The organism is Mesorhizobium sp. B2-8-3, assembly GCF_006440815.1.
Taxonomy (GTDB): domain Bacteria; phylum Pseudomonadota; class Alphaproteobacteria; order Rhizobiales; family Rhizobiaceae; genus Mesorhizobium.
Map to the genome: position 1 here is coordinate 310,186 of NZ_VFTW01000003.1, position 18,624 is coordinate 328,809.

Here is an 18,624-nt window from a genome sequence, read left to right on the forward strand (position 1 = left end):
CCCAAAAGCAGCCCATGAGCGGGAGTGTGTCATGAGCCTCGACAACCGGCCTGTCTACACCGGCGGCTGCCAGTGCGGCGCCGTGCGTTTCCGCGTCGAAGGCGCGCTAGGCGAAGCCTCTGTGTGCCATTGCCGCATGTGCCAGAAGGCGAGCGGGAATTTCTATCTGCCGCTGGTCTCGGTGCGCGGCGCCATGCTCGACTGGACGCGCGGCGAGCCCAAACGCTTCCGCTCGTCCAATGCCGCCTGGCGCGGCTTCTGCGCCGAATGCGGCACGCCGCTGACCTTCGAGGCCCCCGACGGCGTGGCGCTTGCGATCGCCGCCTTCGATGACCCGACCGGCATCGCGCCCACCATCCAGTGGGGGACGGAGGCAAAACTTCCCTATGTCGACGGCATCCCCAAGCTGCCGTCCGAGGACACGATGGCCGATATCGCCTCGGCGCCTTACCTCGCCGAGCTCGTCTCCTACCAGCATCCCGATCACGACACCGACCAATGGCCACCGGAGGAAAGATGATGACCGAAAACGTTCGAACCGGCGGCTGCCAGTGCGGCGCCGTGCGCTTCCGCATCAAGGGCAAGCTCGGGCGCCCCTCCATCTGCCATTGCCGCATGTGCCAGAAACAGTTCGGCAATTTCTTCGGCGCGCTGGTGACGGTGCCGAAGGACGGCGTCGAATGGACCCATGAGGAGCCGAGCTATTTCCAGTCCTCGGTCAACATCGATCGCGGTTTCTGCGCCCGCTGCGGCACGCCGCTGACCTATCGCCAGCCCGGCGCGCTGGAGATCGCGATCGGCGCCTTCGACGACCGCTCCGACCTCGCGCCGCAGATCCAGGTCAACTACGCGGTTCGGCTGCCCTGGGTGGAGAAGATCTTCGAGGCGCCGATCCTCGACGATCCCGACTTCTATCGACGGCAGGAGCAGATCATTTCCTTCCAGCATCCCGACCACGAGACGGCCAACTGGCCGCAGCAGGGCTTGAAACTATGACGATCCACGGCAGTTCGTTGCGTATGCTCTATCCGGAGATCGAGCCGTTCGAGTCAGGCATGCTCGATGTCGGCGACGGCCACACCATCTATTGGGAACGCTGCGGCACCAAGGGCGCCAAGCCCGCCGTGTTCCTGCATGGCGGCCCGGGCGGCACCATCTCGCCGAAACACCGGCGTCTGTTCGACCCGAAGCTCTACGACGTTATCCTGTTCGACCAGCGCGGTTGCGGCAAGTCGACGCCCAACGCTTCGCTCGAGGCCAACACCACCTGGCATCTCGTCGCCGATATCGAGCGCCTGCGCGAAATGGCGGGCTTCGACAAATGGCTTGTCTTCGGCGGCTCCTGGGGCTCGACGCTGGCGCTCGCCTACGCCGAGACGCATCCGGACCGCGTCAGCGAATTGGTCGTGCGCGGCATCTATACGCTGACCCGCGCCGAGCTCGAATGGTATTATCAGTTCGGCGTATCGGAGATGTTTCCCGACAAATGGGAGCGTTTTCTGGCGCCGATCCCCGAGGCCGAGCGCGGCGACATGATGGCCGCCTATCGCAAGCGGCTGGTCGGGTCCGACCGCAACGCTCAAGTTCAGGCAGCGCTTGCCTGGAGCCTCTGGGAAGGCGAGACGATCACGCTGCTGCCAGAGCCGGAAACCAGCACGCCGTTCGGCCAGGACGACTACGCGGTGGCCTTTGCCCGCATCGAGAACCATTACTTCGTCCATGCCGGCTGGCTGGAGGAAGGGCAGTTGCTGCGCGATGCCTGGAAGCTGAAGGACATTCCGGGCACCATCGTCCACGGCCGCTACGACATGCCGTGTCCGGCAAAATATGCATGGGCGCTGCACAAGGCCTGGCCGAAGGCGGACTTCCACCTGGTCGAAGGCGCCGGCCATGCCTATTCGGAGCCCGGGATTTTGGACCGCCTGATCCGGGCGACGGATGGGTTCGCCGGCAAGAAATGACATTACCGGCCGCAAGGCCAGAGGAGGGTGCTGAAGCACCCACGCAGCCATGACAAAGCAACGCCTTTATCTCTTCGACACGACACTTCGCGACGGCCAGCAGACGCCGGGCATCGACTTTTCCGTCGAGGACAAGATCGCCATCGCCAAAATGCTGGACGACTTCGGCATCGACTATGTCGAGGGCGGTTATCCGGGCGCCAATCCGACCGACACAGCTTTCTTTCAGAAGAAGCGGACTGAGCGCGCGAAATTCGTCGCCTTCGGCATGACCAAGCGGGCAGGGATCTCGGCTTCCAACGACCCGGGGTTGGCGGCGCTGGTGCAGTCGAGGTCCGACGCCATCTGCTTCGTCGCCAAGAGCTGGGACTATCACGTGCGCGTCGCGCTCGGCTGCACCAACGAGGAGAACCTGGAGTCGACCAAGACCTCGGTGGAAACCGCTGTCGCGGCCGGCAAGGAGACGATGGTCGACTGCGAGCATTTCTTCGACGGCTTCAAGGCCAATCCGGACTATGCGCTGGCCTGCGCCAGGAGGGCCTATGAAGCCGGCGCGCGCTGGGTGGTGCTGTGCGACACCAATGGCGGCACGCAGCCTTCGGAAGTGCGCGAAATCGTCGGCAAGGTCATCGCGCACGGCATCCCCGGCGATCATCTCGGCATCCATGCCCATGACGACACCGGACAGGCGGTGGCGAATTCCCTTGCCGCGGTCGAGGCCGGCGTGCGTCAGATCCAGGGCACGCTGAACGGCATCGGCGAGCGCTGCGGCAACGCCAACCTCATCTCCATCATCCCGACACTGGCGCTGAAGCCCGCCTTCGCCGATCGTTTTGAGACCGGCATTTCGGCCGAGGCGCTGACCGGAATATCGAGGCTTTCCCGTGCGTTCGACGAACTGCTCAACCGCGCGCCGGAAGCGCAGGCGCCCTATGTCGGCTCATCGGCATTTGCCACCAAGGCCGGCATCCATGCCTCGGCTTTGGCCAAGGAGCCGGCGACCTATGAGCATGTCCCGCCGGAAGCCGTGGGCAACCGCCGCCGCGTCATGGTCTCCGACCAGGGCGGCAAGGCCAATTTCCTCGCCGAGCTGAAGCGGCGCGGCATCGACGTGCCGAAGGACGATCACCGGCTCGACGCGCTGATCGCCGTGGTCAAGGAGCGCGAGGCCGAAGGCTATGCCTATGAAGGCGCCGACGCCTCGTTCGAATTGTTGGCCCGCAAGATGCTGCACGGCCTACCGGAGTTCTTCAACGTCACCTCGTTCCGCTGCATGGTCGAGCGCCGCTTCGACGCCAACGGCAATCTGAAGACCGTCTCCGAGGCGATCGTGAAGGTCGAGGTCGACGGCGAGGAGAAGATGTCGGTCGCCGAAGGCCACGGCCCGGTCAACGCGCTCGACATCGCGCTGCGCAAGGACCTCGGCAAATATCAGAGCGAGATCGCCGATCTCGAGCTCGCGGACTTCAAGGTGCGTATCCTCAACGGCGGCACCGAGGCGATCACCCGCGTTCTGATCGAATCGCACGATTCCACCGGTGCCCGCTGGTGGACCGTCGGCGTGTCGGAAAACATCATCGACGCCTCCTTCCAGGCGTTGATGGATTCGATCGTCTACAAGCTGATGAAGAACCGCGACATGGCGGGGCTGGTGGCGGCGGAGTAGGGCTCCTTTCCTCGCCCCCGCAAAGCGGGGGAGAGGTGGCCCGGCGCAGCCGGGACGGAGCGGGGGAGCGACTTGCGCGAAGCCAGAGTCCAAGAAGGAAAGGGCGCAGCAAGGTCGCTAATTCCCCATTTTCTACACTTTGCGAAAACCCCTCTCCGTCCCGGCTTCGCCGGGCCACCCCTCCCCACTGCGTGGGGCGAGGAACTTGCGCAAGCCTTGAACCATCACGAAAAGTCCGTTGATCCATCATAATTTTGTGATGGTCTTGGGCGATCCGCTGGGCCATAGCGTCAGGCCATGGTCACCGCTACAGCCGATCTCGATCAGGATGCCAAGGCCCGCCGCGGTTTCCTCCTGGCGCTCGGCGCCTATTTCCTCTGGGGACTGCTGCCCTTCTACATGAAGGCGGTGGCGCATCTGCCGCTTGCCGAGGTGATCGCCAACCGCGTCGTCTGGTCGGTGCCGATCGCGGCGGCGGTGCTCATCTGGGCCGGCCGCACCGCCGACTTCAAGGCGGCGATCCGCTCGCCGAAGAGCCTTGCCATGGCGGCGCTGACGGCGGTGCTGATCTCGATCAACTGGGGCATCTATGTCTGGGCGATCGCGGTCGACCGCACCGTCGAGACCGCGCTCGGCTATTACATCAACCCGCTGGTGGTCGTCGTTGTCGGTGCGGTGCTGCTCGGCGAGCGGCTCGACCGGTTGCAGATCGCCGCGGTGGCGCTGGCCGCGGTCGCGGTGATCGTGCTCACAATCGAGGCCGGCAAATTGCCCTGGGTGTCGCTGGCGCTCGCCTTCTCCTTCGCCGCCTACGGCTTCTTCCGCAAGACGCTGCCGATCGGCCCGAGCCAGGGGTTCCTGCTCGAAGTGCTTTTGCTGTCGGTGCCGGCGCTCTGCTACATCGTCTACCTGATCGCCACCGGCCAGGATCATCTGATTTCCGGCACAGGCGCCGACACCGCATTGCTGATCGGCTGCGGCCCGGTCACCGCGGTGCCGCTGCTGCTCTTTGCCTTCGGCGCCAGGCTGCTGCGCCTGTCCACCATCGGCATCATGCAATATATCGCGCCGACCATGGTGTTCCTGATCGCCGTGCTGATCTTCGACGAGCCGTTCGGCGGCACCCAGGCTGTCGCCTTTGCGCTGATCTGGGCAGCTCTAGCCATGTATAGCTGGTCGATGTTCAGGCGGCGCGAGGTCCGCCCGCCGGCTTCCGCGACGAGATAAGCAAAAGTGCGAGACGGTTCTCCGTCTGGAATTGCATAAACAAGAAGCAGAGGGCGCCCGATGTACGTTCTGCATATCGGCAACAAGAACTATTCGTCCTGGTCGCTGCGCCCGTGGCTGCTGATGCGTGTCCTCGGTATTTCCTTCGAGGAGCGGCTGACGCCGTTCCCGACCGGATCGAGTTTCGGCCTCTACCGGCAGTTCTCGCCAAATGGACGCGTGCCCTGTCTTGTCGATGATGGCTGGGCCGTCTGGGATTCGTTCTCGATCGTCGAATACCTTGCCGAACGCCACCCGGGCGTCTGGCCGGAGGACGCCAAAGCGCGCGCCTGGGCGCGCTCGGCCGCCGCCGAGATGCATTCGAGCTTCACCGCGCTGCGCAATGACTGCCCGATGAGCTGCGGCGTGCGGGTAAAGCTTTCGCCCATGTCCGGCGCGCTGAAGCACGACATCTTCCGCATGGGAGACTTGTGGAACGATGGCCTAGCGCGTTTCGGCGGACGTTTCCTGGCCGGCGACCGTTTTGGTGCCGTCGATGCCTTCTTCGCCCCCATCGCATTCAGGGCGCAGTCCTATGGCCTGGCATTCGAAGGCGCAGCCGCTGCCTATCCGTCGCGGCTGCTCGACCTGCCGGCCATGCGCGAATGGTACGCGGCCGGACTTGCCGAGACGTGGCGCGAACCCGACCACGAAGCCGAAGTCGCCGCCGCCGGCGCCATCGTCGAGGATCTGCGGGCAACCGCGTAGTCCCGATTGCTTCAGACCCGCCCCAGCCGCCGCACGATCATATAGACGATGCCGGCGATGACGACCGAGATCGCCGTGACCACCCAGAATCCCAGCGGCGTGTCGACCAGCGGCAGTCCGCCGACATTCATGCCGAACAGGCCGGAGATGATGGTCATCGGCAACAGCACCGCCGTCATGACGGAGAGGACATAGAGCAGCTGGTTCGACTGCTCTGTCAACTTGGCCATCAGCTCGTCCTGCAACAGGCGGGTGCGCGCCTGCAACTGCTCGCCGTCGTGATGCAGCGTGTGCGCCCGGTGCGATAGCCGCGTCGCCATGTCGTTGATCGGGTCCGGCAGCTCGTTGCGATGCGAATGGTCGAGGTGGCGGAAGAGGTTGGTGAGCGTCGCCATCTGCCGGTGGATCAGAACCAGCTGCCGGCGCGCATCGACCAGCGCCTGGCGCTCGCTGTGCCATGCATCGACGACGATCCGGTCCTCGATGCCGTCCAGCGTATCGCCCATCTTGTCGAGTTCGGCCGCCATGCCGTCGAGCGACTGGCCCATCACCGCCTCGATCAGCTCGGCCGGCGTGCGGAATTTTCGCGTGCCGCCCTCCACCAGCTTGCGGATCTTGTCGACCGATTCCAGCGGCTGCTTGCGGGCGCCGACCAGCATCTTGTCGTTGAAGGCGAAACGGAAATGCGTGAGCCCGCGCGCCTCGGCGAAGTCATGCCTGAGGTCGGGCAGGTCGCCATAGAGGAAGTCGTCCTCGAAATCGATCTGGCAGCCATGACTGGGCGACAGGAAGGCATCGCGCACCGGCTGCGGCAGGGCCTGCTCGGCGCCGATCTCCTGGCGGGCGCGCATGTCGGTGATCTGGTAGCTGCGCCAGCTCCAATGCGCCTCGGCGGGGTCCTTGGTGCGGGAGCCGTCGGCCTTGAAATGATAGATGAAGAACAGCCCGTGCTCGTCCGGCAGATAGGGCGAAAGGTCGGTGCCTTCGGCGGGGAGGGCGATGTTCATGGCGGCTTCGCCGGCTCTTGGTGCGGTCAGGGGTCGCGGGGGGCGGCCAAGGCAAACGTACCATGGCGATTGCCGCGCAGTGTGACAGTTTGGTGACCGTCTTTACGGCTGCAGTAACTCTCGACAGAGCCGTCCTATCCGTTGGCCGAACTGGCTGCGCAGCCGTAGCGTTGCGATCAAACGGCAGCTCGCTTCGCCTGCCTATCCAGTCGCTAGCCATTTGCGCGACATCGCGAAGGTCCTGAAGGATTTTGGGTCCATCGGACGCCCGAATGCGTAGCCTTGCAGGATGTCGCAGCCAAGCTCTTTCAGGATGCGCGCGTGTTCCATCGTCTCGACGCCTTCCGCCACGACTCCGATGCCGAGCGATTTGCCGATCTCGATGATTGACGACACCAGCCGCCGCTGCGCCGCCGAGCCCGTTATCGGCGTGACGAGCTGCCGGTCGATTTTGAGACGGCGCGGTTGCAGTTTGAGCAGGCTGACGACGGATGCATGGCCTGTGCCGAAATCGTCGATCTCGATGTCGATCCCGAACTCCTTGATGTGCTCGATGTTCCAGGCGACAAGCTCGTCATTTTCGTCCAGGAAAATGGATTCCACGAGCTCGAACGAGACGGTTCCCTCCTTGATCGCCAGCATGCGCAGGCCGTTGATCAGGTCTTTGTCCTCCAGCCTTCGTGCTGAGACGTTGACGGAAAAGCGCGGGATGTTGAGGCCGTCGCGCGACCAGCGCTGGAAATTCTCCAGCGTTTGTTCGAGGATCGTGCGGTCGATCAGCGAGACCACATTCAATTCCTCGGCCACTTTGAGGAAGATGTCGGGGGCGAGGATGCCGCGCCGTGGATGGCGCCAGCGCGACAGCGCCTCGACGCCGACGATCTCGAGCGTCTTGGCATCGAACTGTGGTTGATAGTAGGCGATAAACTCGTTGCGCTCCAGCCCGCTGAGGATCTCGTCAGCGGTCTGCTTGGTCCTGACGATCTCGCTCTGCAGCTCTTCGTTGAAGAACTCATAGCGGTTGCGACCGCGGCTCTTGGCTCGATAGAGCGCGAGATCGGCGTTGACCAGCAACTGCTTCGCATCGACGCCGCTAAGCGCCGCAATCCCGATGCTGACCCCAAACCGGCATTGGTGGCCTTTATAGTCGACGGGCTGGCGCATTTCTTCGATGATACGATCCGCTAGCGCGGCGAGCTCATTGTCATCGCGCCCCTGGCAAACCACAACGAACTCGTCCCCGCCGATGCGCGCCACGAAGTCGCCTGCCCGGGCGTTGGCTTTGATGACCTTCGAGGCATGCATGAGCATGGCGTCGCCCGCCGCATGGCCGAGCGTGTCGTTGATGTGCTTGAAGCGGTCGAGGTCGAGATGCAGCAGCGCAGTGCGATCCTCGGGCGAGTTGGCCAGCATCTCATCGAGGTAACGGCGATTGGGCAGGCCGGTAAGTGAATCGTGCAGCGCGACATGCTCGATGCGCGCCTTGGCGGTCTTGAGCTCGGCATTCTTCGATTCCGACAATTGCCGTTCACGCACCAGATTCTCGTTGAGCAGAACGTCGCTGGTCACGTCCCATTCGGCCCCGACCATCTTCGGCGTGCCGTCGCTGTCCTGGAAGTAGCTTGCGCGCGCGCGCACATGGCGGACGGTGCCGTCTGGGCGAAGCAGTCGATACTGCGACGAGTAGGGACCTTTTGCACCCACGGCAAGGTCGAACTCGCGCCGTGCCCGCGCGACATCCTCGGGGTGGATCGCCAGTGCCCAGTCGTCATAGCCGCGCGGCTTCCCGTCGGCGGGCTTGTTGTAGATCTCATTGACGCGATCGTCCCACAGCAGCTCGTCGGTGAAGAGATCTTGCTCCCACACGCCGATGCCTGAAGCCTCCAGCGCCAGTTCCAGCCTCCCGGACAGGCGCCTCAATTCGGCATAGTTTTTCTGCCTTTCGCCGAACAGCCGTCCGGCCACCAGGATGGGCAGCACCACCAGCACAGCGGCGAGCGCCATGAGCGCCTGCAAGCCCCGCTCGTTCTTCGGCACGGTCGGCCAACCGCCCTTGGGGATTGCCGATATGTGCCAGGAACCGAACGGCAGCTGCACGTCTGCCGTCACCGGATTGTTCTTGACGATGTCGGCGCTACCGAAGAAGCGCTGGCCGCCACCGCCAAGCGCATCCTTTCCGATAAGCGCCACATCTATGTCGAGATCAGGGTCGGTGAGGCCGCTTGCGGCGTAGAGCCGATCGATATCGATAGCCGCCGAGACAAGGCCCCAGAAGCGATCGCCGCCCCCCGCTGTCGGCACGAAGACAGGGATCCGGCCGATGAAGGCGCGCCCGCCCTGCCTGAGGTCGACGGGACCGGCAAGGACCGATATGCGCTGGTCGCGGGCCCTGAGCGCCGCCAAGCGTTGCGCCTCGTTCTTGCGGTAGTCGAGCCCGATCGCCTTCTCGTTGCCCTCCATCGGATACATCAGCGAAATGACGAGATCCGGCGCGCCGCCAACGTTGCGCAACTGCGATTTCTGCTTGAAGAGATTGGCAGCGAGGGAGGCAAATCTCTGCTGCCCCATATAGGGCTCGGTGACGATGGCCGAGACGAGGCCTTGAACCAACTGGAGATTGCCGTTGATGTTTCCTTCCAGCTTGGCGCGGATGATATTGACCTTGTAGAGGACGTCCGCGCGCGTGAGTTGATCGGAAACCGTTTTGTTCTGCTGGTCGACGAAGATCGCGCAGATCAAGAGCACGACGAAAGCAATCGCCGCCGGCACGTTGGCGGAAGAGAAAACGGCCTGCCTGATACGGCCGATGTTGAAATTTGTCGCTGTCAATTCAACCCGAATAGCTTTCCTGGACGACGCTCCATCGATCGGAGGACGACGCCCCATCGATCGGAGTTAAAGGAAAGTGCTTAAATTAGAACTTCCATGCCCGCTTCAAGTTGCGCCGTTCGCGGCCTGGAGGCTTGCCTTGAGCCAACAAATTCGAGCCATGATTAACGCCGGCTAACTGGGCCGTTCATCTCGCAAAAATCGCGATTTTCCGTTGCTCCCAAAAAATCTTCCGCGTCCCGGGAATAAAGCCCGGGCCTTCCGGGTCTTGGCTGTAGCGAGGCCGTCCTCCCAAGGCACGCATCAACCAATTCGGAAGGACTACGCGTATGAACAGAACCGTCTTCATCGCTCTCGCCATCCTCGTTGCCACCGGCAGCGCCTTTGCCGGCAGCGACCGCTTCCCCTGGACGAATGGCGGCCAGCAGGCCGCGGCCGTCGACACCACCACCACCGCCTCCATCGCGAAGCCCGATATGAAGCCGGCGGCCAGGATTGCTGCGGAAGAGCCCGGCCAGGGCACCTGGGGTCGCTGAGCTAGGAGTCAGGACCGAAAGGTCCTCGCCCAGGAGTCAGGACCAAAAGGTCCTGATCCCCGGCGGGACCGAAAGGTCCTCGCCCAGGAGGCGGGATCGAAGGTCCTGATGCCGGTGTGAGGAAGGCACACCTCGCCCAGGGTCAACGACCAGACGTCCCGATCTCCCCGCGCCGGCCGGTCTTCAGTCGGACCGGCCGGTTCCGGTTCCGCAGCCGGCGGAGGGTCGCACCGGGCCCTCCGCCATTCTCTCATACCGCCTGAAACCTGAAGCAAACGCCCAAGCCACAAGAGGAGATTTCCGATGTTCAACATGACACGCCGCATGGTGCTCGGTTCCGCCGCCGCCGCTGCCGCCTTCGGCATTGCCGGCAAGCTGGAATTCGCGCCCGCGGCTTACGCCGAAACCCCGGTCGAGCCGCTGGTCGGCTTCTACAAATACAAGGTGGGCTCGCTCGAGGTCACCGCCGTCTATGACGGCGTCTGGCGCAAGCCGCACGACCCGGCCTTCATCAAGGATGTGTCGGTCGACGACACCAAGGCGGCCCTCGCCAAGGCCGGACTGATCACCGAATTCATGCCGATCCCGCTCACCGTCGTGGTGCTCCAGATGAACGGCCGCACCATCATGATGGACGCCGGCTCCGGCGTCGGCCAGTGGCAGGCCAACGCCACGCATCTGCCGGCCAACATGAAGGCCGCCGGCATCGACTACAAGGCGATCGACACCATCATGATCTCGCATTTTCATCCCGACCATGTCTGGGGCCTGATGGAAAAAGGCACCAACAATCCGGTGTTCCCGAATGCCGAGCTGATCGTCAACGCCACCGAATACAATTGGTGGACGGATCCAAGCCGCCTCGCCAAGCTGCCCGAGGGCCGCAAGCCGGCGGGCAAGCGCATCGCCGAGAACTTCCCGAAATGGAAGAACTGGAAGCTGGTCGACGATGGCGCGGAAGTGGTGCCCGGCATCCGCCTCATGGTGGCGCCCGGCCACACGCCCGGCCATTCCGTCTACCATGTCGATGCCGGCTCCGAGCAGTTCCTCGTCTCGGCCGACACCATGTACGTGCCGGCGCTGCTTGCCCCGCATCCCGAATGGCAGGGCGCTTATGACCAGGATGGGCCGATGGCGATCACCACGCGCCACCGGATCATCGACCAGGTGATCGCCGACAATGTCCGCATCTGCGGTTCGCACTTCCCGTTCCCCGGCACAGGCAGCTTCGTCAGGGACGGCAACGCCTACGCCTTCACCCCAACCCAGATCTGATCTGAATCGGATCCTGAACAGAAAGCGACAACTCCAATGAAACACGCACTTTTCGCGGTGCTCGGCGCCATTGCGGTGCTGACCGCGGCCCCCATCGCCATCGCCGTTCCGGCCTATGCGGTGGACGACATCGAAGGCGCCGACGCGCCGGACCTGGCGGCCGTCAAGGCCAAGATCGAGGCCAAGGACTATAAGGGCGCGCTGGCCGACCTGCGCGACCTCGCGCAGGACACCCAGCAGGCCGACGTCTACAACCTGCTCGGCTTCACGCTGCGCAAGACCGGCGACTACCAGACCTCGCTCACTTACTACACCAAGGCGCTGGAACTTCAGCCCGACCACAAGGCCGCGCATGAATATCTGGGCGAGCTCTATGTCGAGACCGGCGACATGGCCAAGGCGAACGAGCAGCTCGCCTCGCTGCAAAAACTCTGCCCGGCCGGCTGCGAGGAGCTTTCGGACCTCAAGCAGGCCATCGACACCAAGGTGACAAAGTAGGCGGCCCATAAGGCCTCGCCATCCTTTTGGGCGCCACGGCGGTAGCGCCCGAAAACCGGAGCCGGCGTTCCTCTCCCTCGCGCCGGCTCCGACCTTTCAACGCGCGCGTCGATATGGACGCGCGGCGCCCCCCCCGTCTTCCAAAGATTGGAGCCGACCATGACACCGATCGAACTTGCCGAAAAACTTCACGCCAGGGACGCGGTCCTGCTGGTCGGCCGGCTGCTCCTGTCCTTGATCTTCGTGCATGAGGGACTGGAACTGGCGACCCATTTCGAAGGCGCTCAGAAGGCGATGGCCGCGCTCGGCGTCGGCACGCCGCTGCTTTTGGCCACCATCGCGCTGCAGCTCGGCGCCGGCCTCTCCGTGGCGCTCGGCATCCTGGCGCGGCTCGGCGCGATCGGCCTCGGCCTGTTCTGCCTGATGACGGCCGGCCTCTTCCACACCAATTTCGCCAGCCAGAACGAACTGCTGCATTTCGAGAAGGATCTCGCCATCGCCGGCGGCATGTTCATCCTGGCGCTCTCCGGTTCCGGCAGGCTGTCGGTGGACAGGGTGCTGGCCAGGCTCGCGAAGGACACCAAGATTGATCCGTCCGTCGAGCAGCATCCGTCGGTGGGGGAGACGAGCCTGCCGGTTTGAGGCGGCACGGAAACCTCTTTGGATTGCTGGCGCCGGATGCTATTTGCTCGGGTCCCAAACTGAAGACGTCGCCTTGAATACGACAAGCCTACTGCGCCATATCAACGCCAGGCGTTGCCTGAGACTGCTGCAAAACGGCCGGCAGCTCTCGCGCGCCGACATGGCCCGCCAGCTCGGCCTGACAAGGGCCACGATCGGCAACGCCATGCGCGTCCTGCTCGATGCCGGCCTTGTCGTCGAGAGCGCCGAAATGTCCCCCGAAACGCGCAAGGGTCGTCCGGGCGTGGGCGTGTCGCTCAACCCTTCGGGGGCGTATTTTGTCGGCGCCGATGTCGGCACGCGTTCCTTGACCGGGGTGCTGCTCGACCTGCAGATGAATGTCGTCAGCCGCATCGTCGAGCCGACCGGTCCGCGCTACCGCGACGCCGGGCATATATCGGCAAGGCTGCTCTCCCTGATCGAGAGGCTGCTCAACGAAAATCCCGCTCTGCAGGACAAGGTGGAGGGCATCGGCATTTCGGTGCCGGGCCTCGTCGGCCGCGACGGCAGCGTGGTGCATGCGCCGTTCCTGGAATGGCGCAACTATCCCCTGCAGGCGGAACTGACGGCCAAGTCGCCGGCCGACTGGTCGGTCATGGTCTGCAACGACGCCTTCGCCTTCGCCAATGCCGAGCTTGCCGCCTCCGCCACGGCCAAGGCCGGCAGCATGCTGGTCGTTCTCCTGGCCGAGGGCATCGGCGGCGCCATCATCGATGACGGCCGTGTCGTGATGGGCGGGCACGGTTACTCCGGCGAAATCGGCCACACCATCGTTTCGGCCGGCGGCCGCGTCGATACGTTCGAGATGCTGGCCGGCGCCAAGCATTTCACGCGGCTTTTCGAAGAGGGCCAGCCGGTGGCCGACGGCGTCCAGATGCTGCTTGCCAATGTCGGCAGCAAGGACGTGGACGCCGCGCTCGACGCCTGGGTCAGTGGCCTTTCCGCCGGCCTCGTCAACGCCATCCATCTGCTCGACCCGGGGCGCATCGTGCTCGGCGGCCCGCTGGCCGGCCTCTATCCCAAGCTCGGCCGGCGCATCCAGGCCGATATCAAGAGGCGGCTTCTGGCGGGCTTCGCGATGCCCGAGATCAGGGTGGCGCAGTTCGGCGCCGATGGCGCCGCGATCGGCGCGGCGGCGACCATCCGCGACACGCTTTTCGCTCTCCCGGACCTCGAGGCCAGCACGCGGTAGTTTCCCAGTCGGCTATGTCTGCGTTGGCAGGTGGTATGCCTTGGAGATTGGCCGAACCGGTCCGGCCTCGTCATCCACGGGCGGAGCAAGGAGCGTAGCGACGCGCGCAGACCCGAGGATCCATTCCGTGACTCATGAGCGCTGCTGCGGTCCAGAATTCTGCTCCGCTACGTTCTTCGATCAAAGTAACCGAATGGATCCCAGGGTCCCCACGACGCCGCTTCGCGGCTGCTCCGCCCAGGGATGACGACGTTGGGGAGGCTTCCGCCAATCTCCGGCGTTTGCGCTGATTCCACGGAAATCGACGGTGAAAATCCAGTCCCTGTGCTGAGGAACTGGCTGTCATTTCCAAGGTTTTTTCTTGCACGCACTGGCGAACAGCGGGGCGCTGCGACAGTCCATTTTGGGGAGCCAACTCAAAGCACTAGCGCCGACCGCGACCATGCGAAGTCGATCCATCGTCGCATCCTGCAAACCAGCCATCGCAGAAATCCCAATCAAGCGCCTTGACGCGGGGCGGTTTGTGATATTTGTTTTTGTATAAGACAAAAACAAATATCAGGGAGCGAGCCTGTGCCCGTCAAGAAAGACGCCTGTTGTCTGCGCATCGGTATCCTCGGTTGCGGCCCGATCTCGCAATTCGCGCATCTGGAATCGGCGCAGAAGGGCAGGAACGTCGTCCTCCAGGCCGTCTGCGACGCCGATGTCGATCTGGCGCGGCGGTTCGGCTCCTTCTACGACGCGACAAGCATCTACAACGACTATGACCGCATGCTCGCCGATCCCGAGGTCGAGGCGATCGTCATCGGCATTTCAGATGCCTTCCATGTTCCGGCGGCGATCAAGGCTCTCTCGGCCGGCAAGCACGTTCTTTGCGAAAAGCCGATCGCCATGTCGGTCGAGGAGGCGGAGGAGCTGAGAGGTCATGTCGAGCGCACCGGCCTGGTGCTGCAGATCGGCCATATGCTGCGTTTCGATCCTGGCATCCAGGCAGCGCACGAATTCGCCACCAAGGAGATGGGCTCGCTGCTGGCGTTGAAGGCCTGGTACTGCGATTCCACCCATCGCTACACCATGACCGATGCGGTGCAGCCGGTGCCAAGGACCGGCGCCAAGGCGCTGAAGCCGGCCGGCGACCAGAAGGCCGACCGCCAGCGCTATTTCATGCTGGCGCATGGCAGCCATCTGGTCGATCTCGCGCGCTATCTGGCGGGGCCGATCAAGTCGGTGCAGGCACGCCTGCTCGAACGCTTCGGCGCCCATTGCTGGTTCGTGGACACGGAATTCGAAAATGGCGCGCTCGGCCATCTCGATCTGACGCTGCCGGTCCGGATGGATTGGCACGAAGGCTTCCAGCTCTATGGCGAGAACGGCAGCGCCATCGGCAAGATCTTCAATCCCTGGTACTACAAGTCGAGCGAGGTCGACATCTTCCGCGAGAGCAGCGCTTCCTCCGAGCGCGTACTGGGCGCCGACGGGCATTTCTATCGCCGCCAGCTCGAAGGCTTCGCCGACGTCGTGCTCACCGGCGTGCCGATGAACGGTGCCTCGATCGAGGACGGCGTCGCTTCCATCCGCGCCATGGTGGCGATCGGCCAGTCAGTCCGCAGCGGCAAGCACGTCGATCTGGCGGACGCCTCGGGGCCGGTCTGATGTATCCCGCAATCTTTGCCCGGACCTATCCGCTCGGCCCCGTCGACCAGCTGCTCTGGGCGATCGGGCAAGACGGCTATGAGGGCATGCAGTTCAACCTGTCATGCCTGGGATTGGCCAGCCTTCCGGACACCGTTCCGGCCGCCGAGCTCACGGCCTTCGCCGAAGCCGCCCGCGCGCAGGACCTGGCGATTGCCGGCCTCTCCGGCACCTACAACATGGCTCACCCCGATGCGGCTGTGCGCCGTGCCGCCCGCGCCCGCTTCGCCAATGTCGTCGCCGCCGCGCCGCTGCTTGGCGCGCCGATCGTGACGCTGTGCACCGGCTCGCGCAACGCCGACGACATGTGGGCAGCCCACCCCGACAACGCCTCGCCGGCCGCCTGGGCCGATCTGCGCGCCGAGCTCGATGTGGCGCTCGAGCTTGCCGAGAAGCACGACGTCAGGCTCGGTATCGAGCCCGAGCCCGGCAATGTCGTCGCCGACGCCGTTCTCGCGCGGCGGATCCTCGACGAGGTCAGGAGCCCGCGCCTCGGCATCATCCTCGACGCCGCCAATCTCGTCGGCGACAGACTGAACGATCAGGCCCGCGTCATGGAAGAGGCGGTGGACCTGCTCGGCGAGCACATCATCCTGGCGCATGCCAAGGACATCGACCGGGCCGGTATGGTTGTCGCCGCCGGCGCCGGCGCCGTCGACCTCCACTGGTTCCTGCGGCTGCTGCGCTCCTGCGGCTACGGCCAGGCGGTCGTCGCGCATGGCTTCGAGCATAAGGATGCGGCCGCGTCGGGCGCGGCTCTGCGCACGCTTCTTGAGGACGTGTCATGACCGCCGGCACCTTCACCACCGCTGACGGCTGTGCGCTTGCCTTCGATGTCGCGGGCAAAGGATACCCGGTGCTTTGGCAGCACGGGCTCGGCGCGCCTCTCGACCAGCCGGTCGAGGTGTTTCCCGAAGACACCGGTCTGCAACGCGTCACGCTGATGTGCCGGGGCCACGGCGCCTCCGCGCTTGGCGATCCGTCGCGCCTGTCGATCGCGCAGTTCGCCGAGGATGCCCTGGCGCTGCTCGACCATCTCGGCATCGAGCAGGCTGCGGTCGGCGGCATCTCGCTGGGCGCGGCGATTGCGCTGCGGCTGGCAGGCTTTCCTGCTCCGCGCGTGGCGAAGCTGGTGCTGGCGCGGCCGGCCTGGGTGGACGCGCCTTCCATCGAGCGCCAGCACGGCTATCACGTCGCGGCGCAATATCTCGAAAAATACGGCGCCGAAGAAGGCGCGGAGCGTTTTCGCGTATCGCCGGAGTTCCTTGAGGTCCTTGCGGCCTCGGCGGACAACGCGGCCTCGCTCATCGGTTTCTTCAAGCGGCCGCGGCCCGATACCACGATCGCGCTTCTGACGCGCATTCCGCTCGATTGGCCGGGCGTGAGCCGCGCCCGGATAGAGGCCATCCGGCAGCCGGTGCTGATCATCGGCAACGACCAGGATTACGTCCACCCGCTTTCCTATGCGCGCGAGCTGGCCGGTCTCATCCCGGGCGCCCAGCTGGCCGAGATCACGTCGAAGACGGTCGATCGCGCGGCCTATGTCGCCGAGTTCCGGAACGCCTTGGCAGACTTCCTTTCGGACAGGGGAGGCGACCGATGACACGCGCCTCGATCCGCTCGATCCTGGTCGTCGATGTCGGCGGCACCTCGGTCAAATGCGGCATGGTCGTCGACCGTGTCCCGCAGGCCGGCGAGCGGCTCTTCCCGTCCGCCTTGATGCGCAACGCCGATCCCGTCGGCAGCTTCGCCAGGCTCGTCAGGGAGTTCTGCGCCGAGGCGGGCCTCACCCCCGACCTGATGGTCTCGACCGTTCCCGGCTTCATCGATACCGACGGCGACCGCGTTCTGTTCGCCGGCAATGTCCCCGAGCTCAACGGCCATCATCTGGCGAGCGAGCTTGGCGCGCTGCTTGGCTTCCCCGTCATGATCGAACGCGACTCCGTGCTGGTGCTGGCGGGCGAGGTGATCGCGGGTGCTGCGAAAGGCGCCGACAGCGTGCTTGGCCTGTTCTTCGGCACCGGTGTCGGCGGCGCTTTCCTGCAGGGCGGCGAGGCTTTTCGCGGCGGCGGCTGGGCGCTGGAGATCGGCCATATGCCTTTCGGCAATGAGGGCAGGACCCTGGAAGGACTGCGCACGGACTGCCTGGAGACCTACGTCTCCGGCCGCGCTCTGGAAGTGATCGCCGCCAGGCACGGCGTTCCCGTCATCGAGGTTTTTGTCCAGTCCCGGCGCATCCCCGGGCTTGGTGCGGACATCGACCGGTTCGTGCGCGATCAGGCGCTCGCCATCGGCACGGCGGTGGCGCTGTTTTCCCCGGCCACGGTCGTGCTCGGAGGAGGGGTCTGCGCGATCGAGGAATTTCCGCGCCGGCAATTGGAGGAACTGGTGGCGCTCCGGGCGCCCTTCGCCGAGACGGGCCGCCCGATGGACCTACGCTGGGCCGGGCTCGGCTGGCGGGCCGTCCTCTATGGCGGCCTCAAGGCCGCCGACGACTATGCCGCGGCTCGATCGATGCCTGCATCCGAAGCGGAGCAAGAACGGGAGTCCCTGCCATGAGCCTGTTGGAGCTGAAGAGCATCTCGCGCCAGTTCGGCGCTATCCACGCCGTCGAGGACGTGTCGTTCAAGATCGAGCCCGGCGAGATCGTCGGCCTGATGGGCGACAACGGCGCCGGCAAGTCGACGCTGGTCAAGATGATCGCCGGCAACTTTCCGGCCTCGTCCGGCAAGATGGTGTTCGACGGCAAGGAGGTGCAATTCAACCAGCCGTCCGACGCCCGCCGCGCCGGCATCGAGATCGTCTACCAGGACCTGGCGCTTTGCGACAATCTGAGCGCCGCCGCCAACGTCTTCCTCGGCCGCGAGATCATGCGCTCGGTCGGCCCGTTCAAATTCCTCGAGCATCGCAAGATGCGCGAGCGCGCCGCCGAGCTGTTCCGCGAGCTGCAGTCGGAGACGCGGCCGCGCGACGTGGTCAAGCGCATGTCGGGCGGCCAGCGCCAGGCGGTCGCGATCGCCCGCACCCGCCTGGCCGACGCCAAGCTGGTGCTGATGGACGAGCCGACCGCCGCGATCTCGGTGCGCCAGGTCGCCGAGGTGCTGGCGCTGATCAAGCGCCTCAAGGAGCGCGGCGTCGCCGTCATCCTGATCTCGCACCGCATGCCCGACGTGTTCGGCGTGTGCGAGCGCATCATGGTGCTGCGGCGCGGCCATCTGGTCGCCAACAAGCTCGCTTCGACCAGCTCGCCCGAGGAAATCACCGCCTTAATCGTCGGCGCCAAGGCCGCGGCCTAAGGGCAACAGGGGAGGAT

General features: G+C 64.8%; 18 protein-coding genes. 16 read left to right on the plus strand and 2 right to left on the minus strand.

What is annotated here, in order from left to right; genetic code table 11:
* The first annotated feature begins 31 nt into the window (after nucleotides 1–31).
* The 6 genes from FJ418_RS06800 (at nucleotide 32) to FJ418_RS06825 (ending at nucleotide 5,601) form a co-directional block, all read left to right on the plus strand.
* The gene (locus FJ418_RS06800; RefSeq protein ID WP_140651690.1) at nucleotides 32–520 is read left to right on the plus strand and encodes a GFA family protein; all 489 of its coding nucleotides are present in this window, start codon (nucleotides 32–34) and stop codon (nucleotides 518–520) included.
* Complete coding sequence (locus FJ418_RS06805; protein WP_140651939.1) at nucleotides 520–996, plus strand: GFA family protein; 477 nt, start codon at nucleotides 520–522, stop codon at nucleotides 994–996. Before FJ418_RS06800 ends, FJ418_RS06805 begins: the two co-directional genes overlap by 1 nt.
* Complete coding sequence (pip, locus tag FJ418_RS06810; protein ID WP_140864406.1) at nucleotides 993–1,961, plus strand: prolyl aminopeptidase; 969 nt, start codon at nucleotides 993–995, stop codon at nucleotides 1,959–1,961. The genes FJ418_RS06805 and pip overlap by 4 nt, the downstream gene beginning before the upstream one ends.
* Nucleotides 1,962–2,010: 49 nt before the next feature.
* A complete protein-coding gene (gene cimA / locus FJ418_RS06815; protein ID WP_140864408.1) occupies nucleotides 2,011–3,627 on the plus strand; it encodes a citramalate synthase in 1,617 nt (538 codons plus the stop codon).
* A 297-nt stretch (nucleotides 3,628–3,924) separates the two neighbouring features.
* A complete protein-coding gene (gene rarD / locus FJ418_RS06820) occupies nucleotides 3,925–4,854 on the plus strand; it encodes an EamA family transporter RarD (RefSeq protein ID WP_140864410.1) in 930 nt (309 codons plus the stop codon).
* A 60-nt stretch (nucleotides 4,855–4,914) separates the two neighbouring features.
* On the plus strand, nucleotides 4,915–5,601 hold the full coding sequence (locus FJ418_RS06825) for a glutathione S-transferase (protein ID WP_140864412.1): 687 nt from the start codon (nucleotides 4,915–4,917) through the stop codon (nucleotides 5,599–5,601).
* A gap of 11 nt (nucleotides 5,602–5,612) precedes the next feature.
* Here FJ418_RS06825 and FJ418_RS06830 read toward each other — a convergent pair whose 3' ends face one another.
* Both FJ418_RS06830 and FJ418_RS06835 read right to left on the minus strand, forming a co-directional pair.
* Nucleotides 5,613–6,608 (minus strand): transporter, encoded by a 996-nt coding sequence (locus FJ418_RS06830; protein ID WP_140864414.1) that lies wholly within the window; start codon nucleotides 6,606–6,608, stop codon nucleotides 5,613–5,615.
* 201 nt (nucleotides 6,609–6,809) lie between these two features.
* A complete protein-coding gene (locus FJ418_RS06835) occupies nucleotides 6,810–9,407 on the minus strand; it encodes an EAL domain-containing protein (protein WP_246682970.1) in 2,598 nt (865 codons plus the stop codon).
* A gap of 359 nt (nucleotides 9,408–9,766) precedes the next feature.
* Between FJ418_RS06835 and FJ418_RS06840 the strand changes: the two genes are divergently transcribed.
* The 10 genes from FJ418_RS06840 to FJ418_RS06885 all read left to right on the plus strand — a co-directional run bounded on the left by FJ418_RS06840 (nucleotide 9,767) and on the right by FJ418_RS06885 (nucleotide 18,607).
* Nucleotides 9,767–9,973, plus strand: coding sequence for a DUF680 domain-containing protein (locus FJ418_RS06840; RefSeq protein ID WP_140864418.1), 207 nt, complete (start codon nucleotides 9,767–9,769; stop codon nucleotides 9,971–9,973).
* 303 nt (nucleotides 9,974–10,276) lie between these two features.
* Nucleotides 10,277–11,248: an MBL fold metallo-hydrolase gene (locus FJ418_RS06845; RefSeq protein WP_140864420.1), complete on the plus strand. Its 972-nt coding sequence runs from the start codon at nucleotides 10,277–10,279 to the stop codon at nucleotides 11,246–11,248.
* 36 nt (nucleotides 11,249–11,284) lie between these two features.
* Nucleotides 11,285–11,746, plus strand: coding sequence for a tetratricopeptide repeat protein (locus FJ418_RS06850; protein WP_140864421.1), 462 nt, complete (start codon nucleotides 11,285–11,287; stop codon nucleotides 11,744–11,746).
* A 159-nt stretch (nucleotides 11,747–11,905) separates the two neighbouring features.
* Nucleotides 11,906–12,388 (plus strand): DoxX family protein, encoded by a 483-nt coding sequence (locus FJ418_RS06855; RefSeq protein WP_140864423.1) that lies wholly within the window; start codon nucleotides 11,906–11,908, stop codon nucleotides 12,386–12,388.
* A 73-nt stretch (nucleotides 12,389–12,461) separates the two neighbouring features.
* The gene (locus tag FJ418_RS06860; protein ID WP_140864425.1) at nucleotides 12,462–13,619 is read left to right on the plus strand and encodes an ROK family transcriptional regulator; all 1,158 of its coding nucleotides are present in this window, start codon (nucleotides 12,462–12,464) and stop codon (nucleotides 13,617–13,619) included.
* A gap of 573 nt (nucleotides 13,620–14,192) precedes the next feature.
* Nucleotides 14,193–15,272 carry a Gfo/Idh/MocA family oxidoreductase gene (locus FJ418_RS06865; protein WP_140864427.1) on the plus strand — a complete coding sequence of 360 codons (1,080 nt, stop codon included), beginning with the start codon at nucleotides 14,193–14,195 and terminating at the stop codon, nucleotides 15,270–15,272.
* Nucleotides 15,272–16,099 carry a sugar phosphate isomerase/epimerase gene (locus FJ418_RS06870; RefSeq protein ID WP_140864429.1) on the plus strand — a complete coding sequence of 276 codons (828 nt, stop codon included), beginning with the start codon at nucleotides 15,272–15,274 and terminating at the stop codon, nucleotides 16,097–16,099. Before FJ418_RS06865 ends, FJ418_RS06870 begins: the two co-directional genes overlap by 1 nt.
* Entirely contained in the window at nucleotides 16,096–16,914 is an 819-nt protein-coding gene (locus tag FJ418_RS06875; RefSeq protein ID WP_140864431.1) for an alpha/beta hydrolase, read from the plus strand. The genes FJ418_RS06870 and FJ418_RS06875 overlap by 4 nt, the downstream gene beginning before the upstream one ends.
* A complete protein-coding gene (locus FJ418_RS06880) occupies nucleotides 16,911–17,870 on the plus strand; it encodes an ROK family protein (RefSeq protein WP_140864433.1) in 960 nt (319 codons plus the stop codon). The genes FJ418_RS06875 and FJ418_RS06880 overlap by 4 nt, the downstream gene beginning before the upstream one ends.
* A complete protein-coding gene (locus FJ418_RS06885; protein WP_140864435.1) occupies nucleotides 17,867–18,607 on the plus strand; it encodes an ATP-binding cassette domain-containing protein in 741 nt (246 codons plus the stop codon). Before FJ418_RS06880 ends, FJ418_RS06885 begins: the two co-directional genes overlap by 4 nt.
* Nucleotides 18,608–18,624 lie beyond the last annotated feature (17 nt).